Below are 17,140 nucleotides of genomic sequence, written 5' to 3'. Positions count from 1 at the left end.
ATTTTAAAATATCTTCTTTCGATCTCTTTCTTCCTTCAAGAGTTCAACAGCCTCACGAAATCTTTGCGAATGAATGACCTCCCTTTCCCTTAAAAAGCGAAGTGAATCATTTAAATCAGGATCATCTGACATATTTATAATCCATTGATAAGTGGCACGAGCCTTCTCTTCTGCCGCAATATCCTCGTAAAGATCGGCAATAGGATCTCCTTTCGCTTGAATATACGAAGCGGTAAAAGGAACCCCAGCAGCATTATGATAAAAGATAGCCGAATCATGGTTCGCATAGTGATCAGATATACCTGCAGCCTTTAATTGCTCTGGTGTGGCATCCTTTGTCAACTTATAAATCATCGTTGCAATCATTTCTAAATGTGCAAATTCCTCTGTCCCAATATCAGTTAACAGACCAACCACTTTGTCTGGAATCGTATATCTTTGGTTTAAGTATCTTAACGCAGCAGCCAATTCTCCATCTGCTCCGCCATATTGTTCTATTAAAAATTTTGCTAAGGTTGGATTACAGGTTGTTACTTTTACCGGATATTGCAATTTCTTTTCATATACCCACATTTTTTACCCTCCCTTTCTACACCTGCCAGGGCCAAGGAGATGTTCCCCAACTCCAATTTGCATCTGTATAACTATTTCCATATTGAAGAAGTGGACCGAACTCTGCTTCAAACTGTTGTTTAATCTGTTTACTGTATTGTGCAAATTGATTAAATTGCTGCATCGCTTGTTGATCGGTTTGGTGAGTATCTAAGTATAATGTGAGTTCTACTAGGACGAAGTCAACGGCTTGAATTTCTTCCATTAATTGATAGTATCTTTCAGGCAACTGCTTCATAAGCCCTCCCTCCTTTTTGATTCATAAGGGTTTTCATAATAATCATAAAAAATAGGCCATAGCGTGCCTTTTTGTAACGCTTCTTTCGGAGAGAATTGCTGAAGATTAGGTGGTTGAAATCCTACATAAAGATTTGGTGGTGTTGAGTAAAACTTAACTCCAATCGGACGACAAGGATCGAACGGACTGTGGTAAGGTTGGTACGTTTTCATGTGAGTAAATACTTGTTTAGGCTGGTTAGCCATAATTTCCACCTCTTTTTACCCAGTTTATAAAATATACTCGAATACCGCTTGTCACTATGTCTAAAAAGTTCTTTTCATTCAAATCGTATGTTTTCTTATCCAGCCACATATTTTTAACTGACAATCTCGAATAAGAGGTGTGGTGCGAATGAGAAATGAAAAGGTAAAGAAGACCAAAGACCAATTAATTGAAAGTCTGAGAGGTAAGCAGAGAAGAGATGGTTCGTGGAAGTTTTGTTTTGAAGGAAGTTTAATGACAAATGCATATATGATTATTTTGTTACGGTCATTGAATATCCAATCTGAGGAGATGCTCATTAAACGACTGGTGCATGAGATATGTAAAAAGCAAGAAAACAATGGGGCATGGAAATTATATTATGATGAAAGATTCGGAAACTTATCTAATACAATTGAATGTTATTTTGCACTTCTTTATTCCGGTTACCTACCAAGGGATTCTGATGTTCTCCAAAGGGCAAAGTCTTTTATTATCAATAATGGGGGAATTCAAAAATCTGAGTGGTTAACAAAATCCATGTTAGCTATTACGGGACAAATCCCCTGGCCAACCATTATTAAACTCATTCCAATAGAAATCATGCTTTTACCAACATGGTCACCCATTTCCTTGTTTGAAATCGTTGGCTACGCTAGAGCTCACTGGGTACCTATTATCATTTGTTCGAATAAAAATTATAAAAACGTTCACCCACAACGTCCTTCACTAGAAGACTTGAATTTAGGGAGAGGAGATGATCAGTCGCAAGTAGATGACCGTTCAATGAAATTGATCTCAAAAATTAAATCAGAAGCTATCAAACTAGCAGAAATACCAGAACAAATTCATGAAGAGTCATTTCATAAAGGTGAAACGTACATGCTTGAAAGAATAGAATCGAATGGTACATTATATAGCTATTTTAGCGCTACCTTTTTTATGATTTACTCCCTGTTGGCACTTGGATACAAAAAAGATCATCACATTATTAAAAATGCCATTGAGGGGATGAAATCTTTTCTATTTGAAGAGAAAGACCTCTATTATATTGAAAACTCACCATCTACGGTTTGGGATACCGCACTAATAAGTAATGCCTTGCATATTGCTGGTGTAAAGGATTCGGATCCAATGATAGCAAGATCAACTCAATATTTATTAAACCACCAGCATACTACCTTTGGTGATTGGATGATAAATTGCCCAGACACTCCACCGGGTGGATGGGGTTTTTCTCCAATCAATACAATGATTCCAGATATAGATGATACGACCGCTGCTTTACGTGCGCTTACACCTTCCACTATTGCAAAACAAATCCCTTCAACTGCTTGGGAAAAAGGAGTTAACTGGGTAATTTCCATGCAGAACAACGACGGTGGGTGGGCTGCTTTTGAAAAAAATACCACGAATAAGTGGCTCTCCTTTATCCCTTTCAGATACGAGGATCGAGTTCTATTTGACCCATCCACTGCTGATTTGACTGGTAGGACACTTCATTTTCTTGGAGAATACACGAATATCGAAAGAAAATCAGCCACAATTAATAAAGGAATTAACTGGCTTAAAAAGCATCAACTTGAGGATGGCTCATGGTATGGTCGGTGGGGAATTTGCTATATTTACGGTACTTGGGCTGCCGTTACCGGATTATTAGCTTGCGGAGTTAGCCGATCTGATCCTACCATCAAACGAGCGGTAAATTGGTTGGTTTCGATTCAAAACAATAATGGTGGATGGGGTGAATCATGCTCTAGTGACATGAAAAAGAAATATACGCCACTTTATGCAAGTACCCCCTCACAAACCGCATGGGCTTTAGATGCACTGATTTATTATTATGAGAAACCAACAAAAGAAATAGAGAATGGAATGGAATTTCTTTTATCGTCACTCGAAAAATCGAATTGGACGATTGAGTATCCAACAGGGGCAGGTTTGCCTGGAGGTTTTTATATTCATTATCACAGTTATAACTACATTTGGCCCCTCGTTACAATTAGCAATTATCAACGAAAATATTTATAGAATTCAAGTGAATAAGACCGTTTATGCATAACAATTTTTTTACTGTGGAAAATACCTCCTAAGTAGTCTTACTAGGAGGTATTTGAATGGACACTTTTATCAGGCATAAGTTACTCCAAAATCGTGACGGAGCATATGAACTCATTCTTTACTTAGACGATACTTTAACGGAGTTTTCACAGGAACTTGGCACTAAGTCATCCATCCGCTCTGATATTATGAAGCAAGCAACTCTTTTAATAAAAAATCGTTATCCTTCGATCAGAATTACAGTTGTCAAGATTGTGTTAGGTGGTTTCGTCATGAGCACCTTGCCAATAGCAGCTGATCGCGCATTTGCTAATGCTTCTATTCAGCAAACAAATTCAAACGTCTTTTACTCCGTTTCTCCTGGAGATACACTATGGGGATTAAGCAAAAAATTTGGGACCTCTATGGATCTTATAAAAAGTGCGAATAAGCTATCCTCTGACACCTTAACGATCGGACAAAAGCTAGTTATACCAAAAGCGATACATACGGTCCAAGCTGGAGATACATTATATAGTTTATCGAAAAAATACAATAAAACCGTTGATAGCATTAGAGAAGCCAATCAAATGCCATCCACTACATTATCTTTAAATCAAAAACTGATTATTCCTGCTGTACTAGAAATACCTCAAACACCTGAAGTTACAGACACCCCAGCCACACCTACTAGTGTCACCCACACGGTTGTTGCTGGAGATACACTTTATAGCCTTGCGAAAAAGTATCATACTACGGTTGTTGCTTTAAAAAAGGAAAATCAGCTAACAAGCGACATATTAAGTTTGGGACAGAGATTAACCATTCCTTCAACACAAACGGTAGATCCAGCTCTCATGCCGACCTCAACTGCCCCATCCGTTCCTGACACTTATACGGTTGTTAGCGGGGATAATCTGTATTCAATTGCACTAAAATTTGGATTAACAGTTGATGAACTTAGATCTCAAAACCAACTAGTTAGTGATGTATTACGAATTGGTCAAGTTTTACAAATTAGTGATAAGTCAGCTTCCACTCCTATCAGTACAGTTAGCTATACCACGCATAAAATTCAAGCTGGTGATTCGATTTGGAGTCTGAGTATTAAATACGGAATTCCACAGGCAGAACTTTTACAAGCGAATGGGTTAACCACGTCAAGTATGCTCTCGATCGGTCAAGAGTTACGAATTCCCGTTCATAATATACCTGTGAAAGAGACCGTCAGTCCGAATCATGGTGAATTATTAAATTGGTGGACAGAAGCCCAATATGTATTTACTATTGGCAAAGTAGCTAAGGTAACAGATCTCGCTACAGGCAAATCATTTAATATTAAACGGACAATTGGTGCGAATCATGCAGATAGTGAAACGGTCACAGTAACTGATTCAAATACTGCCAAAACCATATGGGGAGGCTATTCCTGGACACCACGAGCTGTCATAGTGGAGGTTGATGGAAGAAAACTGGCCGCCAGTATGAGCTTCTACCCTCATGAAAGAGAATACATTATGAACAATGGAATTACGGGTCACTTTGATGTGTACTTTTCAGGTAGTTCAAGACATGTGGACGGCAAACCAGATCCTTCCCACCAAGCCCAAGTGGAAAAGGCTGCTGGAGTGAGATAAATAAAGAAACAAGGAGCTTTTAATCAGCTCCTTGTTTTTTCTCATGATTATAAGATGTCTAATCTAGCAACTAGAGCTAGTAGAACTTGTAGAAGCACTTGTACGTTAACAGCTAAATCTGTATCAGTAGTTGTTACTTTTACACCACGAGAGTTTTCAATATACGTTTGTTGGCGATTCACTTGCTTATTGATTAGTTTTTGCGTTAATTCTTGAGTTAATACTTCAGCTTGGTCGCTACTTGCAATTGAGATGCTGATGACTAGTTGAATAGCTGCTTGAAGAGCAACTTGAAGGTTAATGGCTGCTTGCGTGTCAGTAGTGATTACTTCAACATCACAAGAATCTTTGATTACGATTGACTCGTAAGATGCTTGCACGCTTTTAGTTGTTTGATCTGCTTCTTGTGTGTCGTTATCACAATCCCAAGGGTGTGTGCTGCTAGGGTCTAATGCATTAAATCTTTGAGGTGCTGCGCATCCTCTGTTGTCAGAAAGAACTGGCGCCTGGCCTCTCCATACTTTTGAACTCATATATGATTTCCTCCTTATTGAATTTAGTTATTACACTATTGGTATATGTAAGTTTGACCCGGTCTGGCAGGGCAAAAGACTATATTTATAGAAAAATGGACTATAGACTAGTCATTTTTTTAGGTAAAAAACTAGAAAAAGTGGTTGCTTGTCACAACCACTTTTACAACTTACTTTTTTGTAATATTAGTAAGAGACTCTACATTTTGCTTAAGTCCTTCAATCAGACTTCTTAATTCTGCTCTATCTTCATCCGAAAGCTGTGGCTTTGTATTAAGATTGATGCCATGTCTTTTTAAAGTAGCATTAATCAATAAATCCATACTTTGTTTTGAAATTTTTTCAAATTCTTCTTTATTGCTCATTCAAATCCCTCCTACCTTTTTAATATAGGTTATGTCACGATACTTCTTGATGTGTTAAGGGTATATGACCAATTTTCAATGAAAAAATAAAAACCATAGGAATTTATCCTATGGTAGGTTAGGTGGACATGTATAGAGGTTTTTACTTAAACCAACCTTTTTCTTTCGATTGTGTAATGGCTTCAATTCTGTTCGTAACTTCAAGTTTCTCCAAAATCGCTGATATGTAATTTCTAACTGTTCCTGTTTTAATGTTTAACTGCTCAGCGATCTCCTTCGTATTCCTTCCCTCAGCAACGAGCTCAAGAACCTCACGTTCTCTTTCCGTCAAAGGATTTTCCTCTGTATAAAGATCATCCATTAGTTCTGGTGCATAAATTCGCTTGCCAGCTACAATATTTCTAATCGAGCTTGCCAATTCTTCACTTGGACTATCCTTTAAGAGATACCCTCTTACACCCGCCTTTAACGCACGCTGGAAATAGCCTGAACGCGCAAATGTCGTTAGAATAATCACTTTACAGTTCCCACCCTTTAGCTCTTCAGCCGCTTCAAGCCCTGTCTTTTCTGGCATTTCAATATCCATGATACATATATCAGGTTGTAATTGTTTCACAAGGGAAACAGCTTCATTTCCATTATTCGCCTTCCCAATCACTTCCATATCATCCTCTAGGCTTAAAAGTGATCCTAAAGCGCCTAACAGCATTCGCTGGTCCTCTGCAATGACAATTTTGATCATACTGAATTTTCCTCCTTTGCGACCTGGACAAGAGGCACCTTCATAATTAGCTTGGTTCCACCATCACCGATAATTTTAAGACTTCCATTCACAAAATCAAGACGTTCTCTCATCCCAATTAACCCATGTCCTGGTGATTGGCTCTGCTTTTGCCAAAGACCTATACCATCATCTTGTACAATAATCGTTATGTCTTTTGATGATTGTTTTATTGTCAGTTGAACGACATTTGCCTGACTGTGCTTAACGACATTCGTTATTGCTTCTTTGATACACATGCTTAAAATGTTTTCAAGAAATAGTGATACATGTGTAACTGGTTTTTCTTGACTATAAATAAACTCAATATCTGCTGCTTTTAATATTTGTCTAACGAGTACAATTTCTTCATCCAGCCTAATCCCTCTCATTTGTGATACTAATTGTCGAACCTCATTTAACGCAGTTCTTGCAGTTTGCTGCACATCCCTTAGCTCATCCTTGGCCTGTTCAGGATCCTTTGTAATCAATCTTCGAGCTAAGTCACTTTTTAAGCCGATAAGGGAAAGCTTCTGTCCCAAAGTATCATGTAAATCGCGAGCAATCCGTTGCCGTTCCTCTTGTTTCACCAATTCGGCAATGCGCTTGTTGGCATCCTCCAACTTTTCTTCAAGTACCTCTTGTTTTTTACGATTATATATATTAAAAGGTAATAAAATAACACTTATCCAGATAATAATGACAAATGGCAGCTGTCTTAAAAACTGAGGATCTTGTAGAACCACATTGTAATTAATTGCGAATGTGGTTGCGACAAGATGAATAACATATAAAGTCATAAAAGCAACACGTTTTTTAATATTACCGTTGTAATACGCTATGTAAAAGGCAAAGTACACAAACGAAAAAAGTATAGCCATGGTAATAGAAATACTGATTAATATCATCGTCCATAAGTAGACTGGCCATCTTTTAGATAAGAACGCAAATCGTAAGGTAATGAAAAATATAACAGTCAGAATGATTCCTACGACAATTTCAGGAGTGGATGATGATTGGAAGATAAAATAAAAAGGAAGTATACTGATAACGCTCCAAATATATGGCGAAATGCCCCAATTTCTTTTTGATATTGGATTTTTTAACACGAATCAAACCCCATTTTCTTACCAGCTTTTTCTATATAGTATCATATCTTTTAGAAATGAAAAGAAGGTTGCCTATATTAAGCACCCTTTGTAAGTGAACATTAAATTATGTTGCGGCATTTGATGAGTTATTACGCTTTTGTATAGCGTTTACCCCCATGATTACAGCTATTAATTCTGGTGATGTTATCGTATTAGAGTGATTGTCTAATTCGTAAGCAGCGGAAGAAAACATACCACTTACTTTCTTAAAAGTCGCAATCACCGTTTCGTCTGCTTCTCGCTTAATCACATATTCCTGTGAAAACAATTCTGAATCAATAAAAAAAGTGTCTCGATCATATGCTTCATACAAATATTTTTTTGAAAAGAAAGCAAATTTCTCCTTTAACTTTCCTAACTCTGAACCTTCACTATCTAATACTCTCCAATGAATACCTAACATCGGAAACTTTCCACTCACTAAAACCTCATGTTTTCCATTCAATATATCTACAGATGAAGAAAACATACTTTTAAGATCGATCTCTCCAATCTTTTCTTCCTCTTCGGTTAATATATCCGTCTTCCCCGTAGAAAAGAATGAATCGGAAAAGTACAGTTTCTTTTGGTTCACCGGAAATCCCCCTAACTTGCTTTTAACTTATCTTTAATACGGGTCAACTTTTAAAAAGATTCAAAAATTAAAAAACCACTCAAATGAGTGGTGACTACTTACTGGCTAAAACTGCAATAAACTCTCTCATATAATCAGGTAAGTCTGGTGGACGGCGACTTGAGATAATATGTCCATCGACGATAACTGGAACATCTACCCACTCAGCTCCCGCATTGATCATATCATCTTTAATTCCTGGAGTACTTGTTACCTTTCTACCTGATAGGATTTTTGCAGAGATTAATACCCATCCGGCGTGACAGATTTGACCAATCGGTTTTTCAGCCTGATCCATGGAACGAACCATGGAGAGAATACTTTCAAACCTTCTTAATAAATCCGGTGACCATCCACCCGGTACAAGAATGGCGTCATAATCTTCTGGGTTAATATCTTTAAAGGCCAGATCAGATTTAATAGGAACTCCATATTTCCCGATATACGTTTCTCCAGCTTTTTCTCCAACAATATCAACGATTGCCCCTTCTTCACGAAGTCGCAGAACCGGATACCATAATTCTAAGTCCTCGAAATCATTGCTAACCAACTGGATGATTTTTTTTCCTACTAACTTCAATCCTTCTCACTCCTTTTGTATAGTCTTACTTCTCTGGGATCTCACATGAATCATCTGTACATACTCCCGCAGTGTCGGAAGACAGATTTTGAAGTGGAATATTTGCGTTCTCCTCTTCCCAAACCTTTTCTAGCGCGTTTTTAAACGTTTCCATAGGCTGCGCTCCGGAAATTCCATATTTATTATTCACAACAAAGAATGGTACGCCTGTTATTTTGTATTGCTGGGCAATCGTTTCATCGATACGAACATCATTCGCGTAAAGAGTGTTATCATCTAACACTTTCATTGCGTCCGCTCTTTCAATACCCACACTTTCAGCAATTTCTACTAATACTTCTTTTTTAGATAACTGTTTGTTCTCCGTAAAATAAGCATATAAAAGCTTTTCGGTCAGTTCCTTTTCTTTCCCTACCGTTTTGGCATACTTGGCTAAACGGTGAGCATCAAAGGTATTACTAGGCATCATATCGTCAAAGCGGAATTGTAATCCGACAGAATCCGCTTGCTTCGCCATATTTTCATTTGCTCGTTTGGCTTCGTCCACACTCATCCCATATTTCTTTGCCAACGACTCATGAATTTTCATAGTTGGCTCTAACGGCGAGTTAGGATCCAATTCGAATGCTTTAAACTCTACTTCTACTTGGTCTTTATGTTCAAATTGATTAATTGCTTCCTCTAGTCTTCTTTTGCCAATATAACAAAATGGACAAACAAAATCTGACCATACTTCAATCTTCATAGAAACCCCACCTACAACAATATTTATTTGCATATGAACCATAGTTTGCAACAACAAAAAGTAATTAAACACACTTGTGATTTGTTAATTGTACCCCTCTCATATTATGCTGTAAATTATTCTGCTCACATGAAAAAATCCCACTTTCACAGGTGGGATCCCAGTTTTATGAAAACAAGCTTTTCAAACTATCTATAAACGACTTAAAGAAATTTGCAATGGTATCCAAAAATCCTTTATTTTCACTAATTGCATTCTCAATACGATTTTGGATATCCTTTGATAGATCTTCAAGCTGAGATTGAACATTATCAAAATTAATATTCAGATTACGCATTTTCTCAAAAAGGTCAATTAATAGCTGACGATCTTCTTCACTTAATTGAACATTTAAGGTTTGGAGCTTTTCGTCAATCAATTGCTCCAATTCTTCCTTTGTTGCTGGTTTTTGTTCGGCAATTTCTTTCTTTATTTCCGTTAGCAGCTCACTTACCTTATCTTCATCGAGCCCTTCTTTTTTGGCTAGATCTGTGGCTAGCGTTAGTTCTTCATTCGCTACTTCTGTTCGCTCCTGATTCAGCTCGCTCCCTTCACCCTCGTCGTAAGCTTTATAAATACCAACAAGAGCAGAGTGTCCACTTACCTTAACCGGAGATGCTACATCTACGACTGCGTCCTCAATTCCCGCAGTCAATAATGCATTGGCGTACATTTCACTCGTTACTTCTGTAATGTTTTCTGGTGTAACTTGGTTAATAACCAGTCCTTCCCCTTTTTCCTTACGAGTAATCTTTGCTGAAGAGTACATATTTGAGTTTTTATCTCCATCAATATAATAAACAAGGTCTTCCCCTGTTACGGTGATTTCAGTTACTTTACTTGTATCCTTCACCCCGAGCAGGTCTCTAACCTCTGTTTTCTGACTGTCTGACAAGGCTTCACCATATACAACAATCGGAAGACCAAATTTTTCATTAATACTTTCTTCGTCATTTGAATCAGTAGAGGCATAAACCATTTGAGTTGAACTGACCACTCCAAAAGCCAGGGCAATCATACAAATCCATTTTAACAACTTCATTTATCTTTCCTCCTAATAGTGGGTAAGCATGTACTCTCTATCCTATGTTCTTGACTTATTAATATTTCATTAATTAAATCGTTTGAACAAATGAAAAGATAAATGCGTATACCAGTTGGTAAGCCTCCGCAACGGTCATATCCTCCCGAAAACCTGGAAGTGTATGTAGGGAAAAGTTAATATTCCAAATGCCTTCTTGCGCGTCGAACATTAAGTCTACAGGCTCTTCAGGAACTTCTGAGTGTTCCGTAAAATAGTCTCTAAGCTTTGAGGAATACTTCTTTTGAATTTTGAGACCGAGCATCACATCGTAGGTTCCAAATAAGTCGTCAACTTCAAAGGAAATCGCATCGATTCCAATTAACGTAAACCATTTTGATTCCATATATAAAAACTCATTCATATGCTCCTTAAAATACGTAATCCGCTCATTTAAAAAGCTCGCATTTTCCTCTGCCAGAAATTCTTCTGTTTCCTTATTTGAGCGCTCCATATAGGCATCATGAAATCTAGATTTCCCGTCAATTTTAACTACTTCCGTATCTGAGTTGATTAATCCATTGTTTATGACAAAATTGTATTCCTCTGGATATAATTCAACCTTGCTTTGATTTTTCATTAAATTCTGTAATGACTCTTTTAACATGAGAGAATCCTCCTAAGTAATTGCTATCTTCAGTTTTTACAAACTCACTTCAATGCATACCGGGCAGTGGTCACTTCCCATTACATCGCAATGAATCTGTGAGTCTAATAAATTCATAGCAATCCTATTTGATAAAATGAAATAATCAATACGCCATCCGATGTTCCTTTCTCTGACCTTGCTCATATATGACCACCAAGTGTACGTATCTTTTTGTTCTGGGTATAAATAGCGGAAAGAGTCTACAAAGCCAGAACTGAGCAGGTTGGACATTTTACCTCTTTCTTCCGATGTAAAACCAGAGTTTCCGATATTGCTTTTTGGATTTTTCAAATCAATCTCTTCATGGGCCACATTTAAATCCCCACAATAGATGACCGGTTTTTTCTTATCTAGTTGTGTTAAGTAGTCTGATAATTCATCCTCCCATTCTAAACGAAGGGGCAATCTAGCTAAATCACGTTGTGAATTCGGTGTATACACATTTACTAGGTAAAAGTTTTCATACTCAAGGGTAATTATTCGTCCTTCTGACTGCGATTCATGTTCACCCACACCATAAGAAACAGAGAGGGGTTTATGTTTTGTAAAGATGGCAGTACCTGAATAACCCTTCTTTTCTGCGTAATTCCAAAATTGATAATAACCGTCTAACTGTAAATCAATTTGACCTTCTTGCAGCTTCGTTTCTTGTAACGAAAAAAAATCTGCATCCATTTCATTAAAATAGTCTAAAAAGCCTTTTTTTACACAAGCTCTTAAACCATTCACATTCCAAGATATAAACTTCATCTATCTTTCTCCTCTATCTAAATCTGAGGCTCATTTTACTATAATTTATAAAGTCTGTCCAAATTGAATAAGGATGCACGTTTCTGCATCCTCATTTTTAGGTTTGTATAAACTGAAGAATTTCCCGCTTTTTCTCCTTGTAAACTTGTCTGCCTAATTCTATTAGCCATTCAATTGTCTCTACCTGATCAAAAGGAACTTCCTTGCCTAAATCCGTATTTAATCGTAAGTAGTTTTCTCCAAGTAAATGTTGACACTGATACGAGATAGATTCAGACGATAAATGAAGGGCAAGGTCCAAGAGCTTTGGCGTAAAGGTCATCGTATGTAACCGGAAAGGCATCCAATGCTTAATCCCCCACAAATGAGATTTTTTAGAATTGAAATTGATTTTTTGTTGACCAAGTCCAATCGATAATATTTTTATTTGTTTCATTTCTAATTCGTAATGGTCTATCGCTTCCGTAATACATACGAGTGAAGGATTGTTGGCCCAGAGACCTCCATCAATAGTAATGACTTCATTATTTATATTGTTAGGTGGAAAATAGATAGGAGCAGAGCAGGAGGAAAGTACAGCATCCCAGAGCATGATATGATCATTTTCACCTTTCTCATGAACGGCATAATGCGACCGATGAACATATGGTTTTCCCTCTGTTACATTTACTGCAGGAATTAATAGTGGAATACCTACCTCGGCAAGTGATTTATCCTTGAATGCTTTTTGAATAAAACGGCGTAGATCCCGATCACTATAAATACTGCGAAACAAGCCAATTCTTGCTTTTCGTTTAAAAATTCTTCTTCCATAGTGGCGGTACCCTTCGAGGAGTTCATCCATTTCCCTTTCTACAGCAATTGAAGCAGCTATGATTGAGCCTGTACTTGTACCTGCAACAAGGTCGATGGAATCTCGAATGCTCACTCCTATATCCTTTTCTAATTCCTGAAGAATGGCAACGGCAAAAACCCCACGAATTCCTCCACCATCAATACATAACATCTTCATCGTTTCACCTTTTGGATATGGTTTAGTAGTTTTTAAAGCGATTTTGCTATCTCCTCTTCATATGAGACATTCAATAATCATCAGACCGCACTACCATTATTTCTTAATTTCCCCAAACCAAAAAAAAACAACCATTTACATGATTGTTTTTTCGTTATGAATATTAATTTTTCTTAGTTGCTTCAAAAACAGATACAACAGGTGTAGCAGCAAGATAGGATGAACTTACCTTTCCCCAGTCTTTGTAGTGCGGAGTTTCATTATGAAACTTAATCGCTTCCATGTCCTTCCATTCCTCTAACACGACAAATGTATTAATGTCCGTTGTTAACTCATATAGTTCATAACGGATATTCCCCTCTTCCGCTTGTGAACCCTCTACTAACGGCTTAACCACTTCCAAAAATTCTTCACGTTTTTCTGGCTTTATTTTTAAATGTGCATGAATAATATTCATTACGAATCCCTCCTTTTTTCAACTTCTTTTATTTTAGCAAAATTTCGGTTAAATTGGGAATAATAGCTATGAGGTGATGCATGATGAAAATAAAAACTCTAGTTATTTGTTTCGTATTTTTCCTTCTAGCCCCACTTGTTAGTTTTGCCGAACAAAAGCCTATTGAAATTTTTGATATCGAAGAAGGAAAGGTGGTTCAGGAAAGTCCTACAACTTCTGATATTCAAAAGGAAACAGAAAAAATCATTAAAAGTATTTCAGGCGTATACAAAAATCTAGATCCCCTTCCGAAAAAAGGTGTGATGGTCAAGATACCTCTAGATCCACCCATCACGTTAAAAAATGAATGGTTTAATGATTTTGTCAATGAAGCTGTGCTTATTTTCTCATATGAGGAGAAAGATCCGTATATCCTCATTTGGGATGATGAAAACCATCCTCACTTTTACACCTTTAAAGGTCCAACCGAAAAGCTAATGAAGTTATTAAAGTTTCAACCCAAAGAAAAGGAATAGAACCTAGGGCTGTTTCCCTAGGTTCTTTATTGATTCGCTAATATCGATATCATTCGGTCTTCTACTTTTTTGGCTTTTTCTTCATCCATTACATTATTTATAAGAATTGAAAATATCAAATTAGCCTCTGATCTTGTTTTTACATAACCGGAAATGGAGCTTACTGTCGTTAACGTTCCGGTTTTTGCCACAACATTCCCTACTAAAGGTTCTTGCTTCATCCTATATCGTAATGTTCCACCTATCAGCTTTTCTTTTGCCCCAGATACTGGCAAGGCACGATAATAGCTTGGAAACCAGCTCTTTGATTGAATGGAGAACAATAGCTTCGTAATTTCATTCGGTTGTATTAAATTCACATGAGAGATCCCTGACCCATCTCTTATCACTTGGTTGGCAAATTCCATTCCAAATGGGGTTAGCTTCTCATTCATCACAGCTAATCCTGCTTCAAAACTCCCTTTTCCTTTTATAACCTTTCCCATTTCCTTCACTAATAGCTCCCCGTGGCCATTATTGCTAAGCTTCATAAACGGTAGTAGTAACTCTCTTAGGGATATCGATTTATGCTCGTTGACTAAACGCGCATGACTGGGTGTCACTCCTAATCGGTATCCTTTATCAACCTTAATACCAACTTTTTTTAACTCCTCTTCAAATAGATGTACAACAAACTTACTAGCATGAAAAACAGCTATCCACTCACTTTCACTTGTAGCACCTTGAGGAATTTGACCAGAAATCGTAATCGTATTGGTAGAGTGATCCCTTGAGAACGTAAGGTCCTCTTTACTATCTTTTGCGCTAGTTACTGCTTTATTTACAATCTGAACATATGTATTATCTGGCCTCATCGTAAAGCTTACTTTTTCTCCAACCTTTTTTGCAGGCTTTACTTCTAATGCTACTGTCCCCGCATCATAATCTTGATCGGGCGATAAAGTTAATGCAGATATTTCTGCGCCATAATAGGCTTCTTCATCGCTCCAAGGCATATCAATGGAATAACGAATATCATCATACCTTGTATCGTCTCCTACGATTTGTCCACCAATTCTTTTAATTCCGATCTCCTTGAGACTTTGAGCAAAAGCTTGTAAATCCGCTTGCTGTAGGGTAGGGTCCCCACCCCCTTGTAAGATTACATCTCCCTTTAGCACTCCTTTTTCAACCCTTCCATTTACAAAAAGCTTAGTAGAGAAAGTATAGTTTTCCCCAAGCACTTCCAAGGCACTAGCTGCCGTGAATAATTTTAAATTGGAAGCAGGCCGAAGTCTGGTTGATCCGAGATGATCATAAATTAATTCACCTGTTTGTTGGTTTCTAATACTAACACCGACCATTGCTCCCGTAAAAAGTGGCTCTTCATTAATAAACGAATCCAATTGCTGACTGAGAACTGAGCCTTGAGTATTTGCTTTTACATGGGGAGCAGTAGCAGTGAGAGCAGGTAAAAACCAAGTAAATAGTATACTTAAGACGATGACTGTAATTTTATACCGGGACAATATCTCTGCTCCTTTATTATTCATTTCAGTCCTACTAATATATGTTACAGAAATTCAATCTATGTAAATCTACTCGATTTTTTTCCTTACCATACGCTCCCAAAGCCTCCATGGAAGATAGCCCTTTAGGAACAAAGTAAGTCTTACTCCCTTCCCTATTGGGTACCTTAGCTTAGTCGAGGAATATTGGCATATTTTTGTAATGAGGTTAGCTACCTCTACTGGGTCGCCATAGGAGGCTTCTCCCTTTTCCAGCTGTAACGAAAGTTTTTTCATATAAGAAAAGTAGGGGGATTGCATCTGTAATGATTTATCTGTTATATGCTTTCCAGACGACCAAATACTCGTTTGAAACGAACCTGGTTCCACTAACACCACATCAATGCCAAAAGGTCCTACCTCCAATCTTAAGCTTTCGCTCCAACCCTCTAACGCATGTTTGGACGCTACATAAGGTGAAAGCCCCGGAAAACCAACTCTTCCACTAATGCTGCTAACATTAATAATTTTCCCCTTCCTCTGATCTCGCATCAAAGGAAGGCATAATTGAGTGACAGAAATCGCCCCGAACACATTTGTTTCAAACTGCTGTCGATACTCTTCAATCGGTATCTCTTCAGAAAACCCAGCGCCAGCATAACCTGCGTTATTGACTAACACATCCACTCGACCAAGTTCTCTAAGTTTCTCTTTAAATACAAATAAAGAATGGTCATTGGTTACATCCAAAGGAAAGATCTCTACAAGTTTGGTAACCTTTGCTTCTCCCGCCCTCTCTAGTAAAGCTACCTTTTTATCTACATTCCTCATTGTCGCCACTACATAATAATTTTGTTTAGCTAGCGCAATGCTTGTTAACATGCCAAAACCACTTGATGCACCTGTTACAACGGCTATTTTTTTACCGATCATAAATGTCCCCCATTCACTTTATATTGCTTATTTTAGCAAGAAAAGCCAAGGACCCATCCTTAGGACCCCTGACCATTTATAAGGTAGAAAAAAAGAAAGATGACAACTTCCTCGAGTATAAGCCATATACTTTTCTAAGAGCATGCGAAAGTAGGTGGCGGTTTGTCTCACAAACAAAAGGAAATAATTCTGTTTCAAAACCTTCAAGAAAATCACATGTCATTTGAAGATATATTTGAAAGAATGATTACGTTTATGAAGCTGCACCCCAGTGGAAACTACCGTCTGATGGTTGGAACAGACTCCCAGGTTCACCATAATCGTACCCTTTTTATCAGTGGAGTTGTCATTCAAAACATTGGTAAAGGTGCCTGGGCCTGTATTCGGAAGGTTGTAGAACCCAGAGAAATGAAACAGCTTCATGAACGGATTTCCTATGAAACGACTCTTACCGAAAGAATTGTCTCCCTCTTTACCGAAGCACATAAAAATCGACTTATCGATATCGTGCTTCCCCATATATACCATGGTGCCTCATTTACGATGGAAGGACATATTGATATCGGTTCAGGACAGCGAAACAAAACCCGTGAATATGTGGAAGAAATGGTGACAAGAATCGAATCAATGGGTTTTGAACCTAAGATCAAACCTGACTCCTTTGTTGCATCTAGCTATGCGAATCGTTATACAAAATAAT

At 37.6% G+C, this 17,140-nt stretch carries 21 protein-coding genes; 4 read left to right on the top strand and 17 right to left on the bottom strand.

Features of this window, described 5'->3' with window-relative positions; genetic code table 11:
- Positions 1 to 3 precede the first annotated feature (3 nt).
- The 3 genes from cotJC to ACQ5H4_RS02700 are packed head-to-tail and all read right to left on the bottom strand — an operon-like array spanning position 4 to position 1,095.
- Positions 4 to 573 (bottom strand): spore coat protein CotJC, encoded by a 570-nt coding sequence (gene cotJC / locus ACQ5H4_RS02710; RefSeq protein WP_430773440.1) that lies wholly within the window; start codon positions 571 to 573, stop codon positions 4 to 6.
- 16 nt (positions 574 to 589) lie between these two features.
- A complete protein-coding gene (locus ACQ5H4_RS02705; protein WP_119708630.1) occupies positions 590 to 850 on the bottom strand; it encodes a spore coat protein CotJB in 261 nt (86 codons plus the stop codon).
- Complete coding sequence (locus ACQ5H4_RS02700) at positions 847 to 1,095, bottom strand: spore coat associated protein CotJA (protein ID WP_430773438.1); 249 nt, start codon at positions 1,093 to 1,095, stop codon at positions 847 to 849. The genes ACQ5H4_RS02705 and ACQ5H4_RS02700 overlap by 4 nt, the downstream gene beginning before the upstream one ends.
- 148 nt (positions 1,096 to 1,243) lie before the next feature.
- Between ACQ5H4_RS02700 and shc the strand changes: the two genes are divergently transcribed.
- A complete protein-coding gene (gene shc / locus ACQ5H4_RS02695; RefSeq protein WP_430773437.1) occupies positions 1,244 to 3,124 on the top strand; it encodes a squalene--hopene cyclase in 1,881 nt (626 codons plus the stop codon).
- A gap of 86 nt (positions 3,125 to 3,210) precedes the next feature.
- Positions 3,211 to 4,770 (top strand): muramidase family protein, encoded by a 1,560-nt coding sequence (locus tag ACQ5H4_RS02690; RefSeq protein ID WP_430773436.1) that lies wholly within the window; start codon positions 3,211 to 3,213, stop codon positions 4,768 to 4,770.
- 47 nt (positions 4,771 to 4,817) lie between these two features.
- Here the strand turns inward: ACQ5H4_RS02690 and ACQ5H4_RS02685 are convergent, their stop codons facing one another.
- The 12 genes from ACQ5H4_RS02685 to ACQ5H4_RS02630 form a co-directional block, all read right to left on the bottom strand.
- On the bottom strand, positions 4,818 to 5,303 hold the full coding sequence (locus ACQ5H4_RS02685; protein ID WP_391558079.1) for a spore coat protein: 486 nt from the start codon (positions 5,301 to 5,303) through the stop codon (positions 4,818 to 4,820).
- Between the two features lie 170 nt (positions 5,304 to 5,473).
- Positions 5,474 to 5,668 carry a hypothetical protein gene (locus tag ACQ5H4_RS02680; RefSeq protein ID WP_251519512.1) on the bottom strand — a complete coding sequence of 65 codons (195 nt, stop codon included), beginning with the start codon at positions 5,666 to 5,668 and terminating at the stop codon, positions 5,474 to 5,476.
- Between the two features lie 142 nt (positions 5,669 to 5,810).
- Complete coding sequence (locus tag ACQ5H4_RS02675) at positions 5,811 to 6,410, bottom strand: response regulator (protein WP_430773434.1); 600 nt, start codon at positions 6,408 to 6,410, stop codon at positions 5,811 to 5,813.
- Positions 6,407 to 7,537, bottom strand: coding sequence for a sensor histidine kinase (locus tag ACQ5H4_RS02670; protein ID WP_430773433.1), 1,131 nt, complete (start codon positions 7,535 to 7,537; stop codon positions 6,407 to 6,409). Before ACQ5H4_RS02670 ends, ACQ5H4_RS02675 begins: the two co-directional genes overlap by 4 nt.
- 106 nt (positions 7,538 to 7,643) lie before the next feature.
- Positions 7,644 to 8,153, bottom strand: a complete 510-nt coding sequence (locus ACQ5H4_RS02665) for an LURP-one-related family protein (protein WP_430773432.1) — start codon at positions 8,151 to 8,153, stop codon at positions 7,644 to 7,646.
- Between the two features lie 94 nt (positions 8,154 to 8,247).
- The gene (locus ACQ5H4_RS02660; protein ID WP_430773431.1) at positions 8,248 to 8,772 is read right to left on the bottom strand and encodes a type 1 glutamine amidotransferase domain-containing protein; all 525 of its coding nucleotides are present in this window, start codon (positions 8,770 to 8,772) and stop codon (positions 8,248 to 8,250) included.
- Between the two features lie 25 nt (positions 8,773 to 8,797).
- On the bottom strand, positions 8,798 to 9,517 hold the full coding sequence (locus ACQ5H4_RS02655) for a DsbA family oxidoreductase (RefSeq protein ID WP_430773430.1): 720 nt from the start codon (positions 9,515 to 9,517) through the stop codon (positions 8,798 to 8,800).
- Positions 9,518 to 9,683: 166 nt separating this feature from the next.
- Complete coding sequence (locus ACQ5H4_RS02650; protein ID WP_430773429.1) at positions 9,684 to 10,598, bottom strand: DUF1002 domain-containing protein; 915 nt, start codon at positions 10,596 to 10,598, stop codon at positions 9,684 to 9,686.
- A 73-nt stretch (positions 10,599 to 10,671) separates the two neighbouring features.
- Positions 10,672 to 11,244 (bottom strand): branched-chain amino acid aminotransferase, encoded by a 573-nt coding sequence (locus ACQ5H4_RS02645; RefSeq protein WP_430773428.1) that lies wholly within the window; start codon positions 11,242 to 11,244, stop codon positions 10,672 to 10,674.
- 36 nt (positions 11,245 to 11,280) lie between these two features.
- On the bottom strand, positions 11,281 to 12,036 hold the full coding sequence (locus tag ACQ5H4_RS02640) for an exodeoxyribonuclease III (protein WP_430773427.1): 756 nt from the start codon (positions 12,034 to 12,036) through the stop codon (positions 11,281 to 11,283).
- Between the two features lie 97 nt (positions 12,037 to 12,133).
- On the bottom strand, positions 12,134 to 13,048 hold the full coding sequence (locus ACQ5H4_RS02635) for a CBASS cGAMP-activated phospholipase (protein ID WP_430773426.1): 915 nt from the start codon (positions 13,046 to 13,048) through the stop codon (positions 12,134 to 12,136).
- Between the two features lie 163 nt (positions 13,049 to 13,211).
- A complete protein-coding gene (locus tag ACQ5H4_RS02630) occupies positions 13,212 to 13,505 on the bottom strand; it encodes a putative quinol monooxygenase (protein WP_430773425.1) in 294 nt (97 codons plus the stop codon).
- An 83-nt stretch (positions 13,506 to 13,588) separates the two neighbouring features.
- On the opposite strand from ACQ5H4_RS02630, the gene ACQ5H4_RS02625 reads away from it, so the two are divergent.
- Complete coding sequence (locus ACQ5H4_RS02625; RefSeq protein WP_430773424.1) at positions 13,589 to 14,020, top strand: hypothetical protein; 432 nt, start codon at positions 13,589 to 13,591, stop codon at positions 14,018 to 14,020.
- 26 nt (positions 14,021 to 14,046) lie between these two features.
- Here the strand turns inward: ACQ5H4_RS02625 and dacB are convergent, their stop codons facing one another.
- Both dacB and ACQ5H4_RS02615 read right to left on the bottom strand, forming a co-directional pair.
- Positions 14,047 to 15,552, bottom strand: a complete 1,506-nt coding sequence (dacB, locus tag ACQ5H4_RS02620; protein WP_430773423.1) for a D-alanyl-D-alanine carboxypeptidase/D-alanyl-D-alanine endopeptidase — start codon at positions 15,550 to 15,552, stop codon at positions 14,047 to 14,049.
- A gap of 45 nt (positions 15,553 to 15,597) precedes the next feature.
- Complete coding sequence (locus ACQ5H4_RS02615) at positions 15,598 to 16,437, bottom strand: oxidoreductase (RefSeq protein WP_430773548.1); 840 nt, start codon at positions 16,435 to 16,437, stop codon at positions 15,598 to 15,600.
- A 219-nt stretch (positions 16,438 to 16,656) separates the two neighbouring features.
- Between ACQ5H4_RS02615 and ACQ5H4_RS02610 the strand changes: the two genes are divergently transcribed.
- Complete coding sequence (locus tag ACQ5H4_RS02610; RefSeq protein WP_430773547.1) at positions 16,657 to 17,139, top strand: ribonuclease H-like YkuK family protein; 483 nt, start codon at positions 16,657 to 16,659, stop codon at positions 17,137 to 17,139.
- Position 17,140: the final 1 nt, after the last annotated feature.

It is taken from the genome of Bacillus coreaensis, from assembly GCF_050586445.1.
Classification (GTDB): Bacteria; Bacillota; Bacilli; order Bacillales; family Cytobacillaceae; genus Robertmurraya_A; species Robertmurraya_A coreaensis.
Note: the sequence above shows the minus strand (reverse complement) of the source record. Positions and strands in the feature narration are given on the sequence as shown.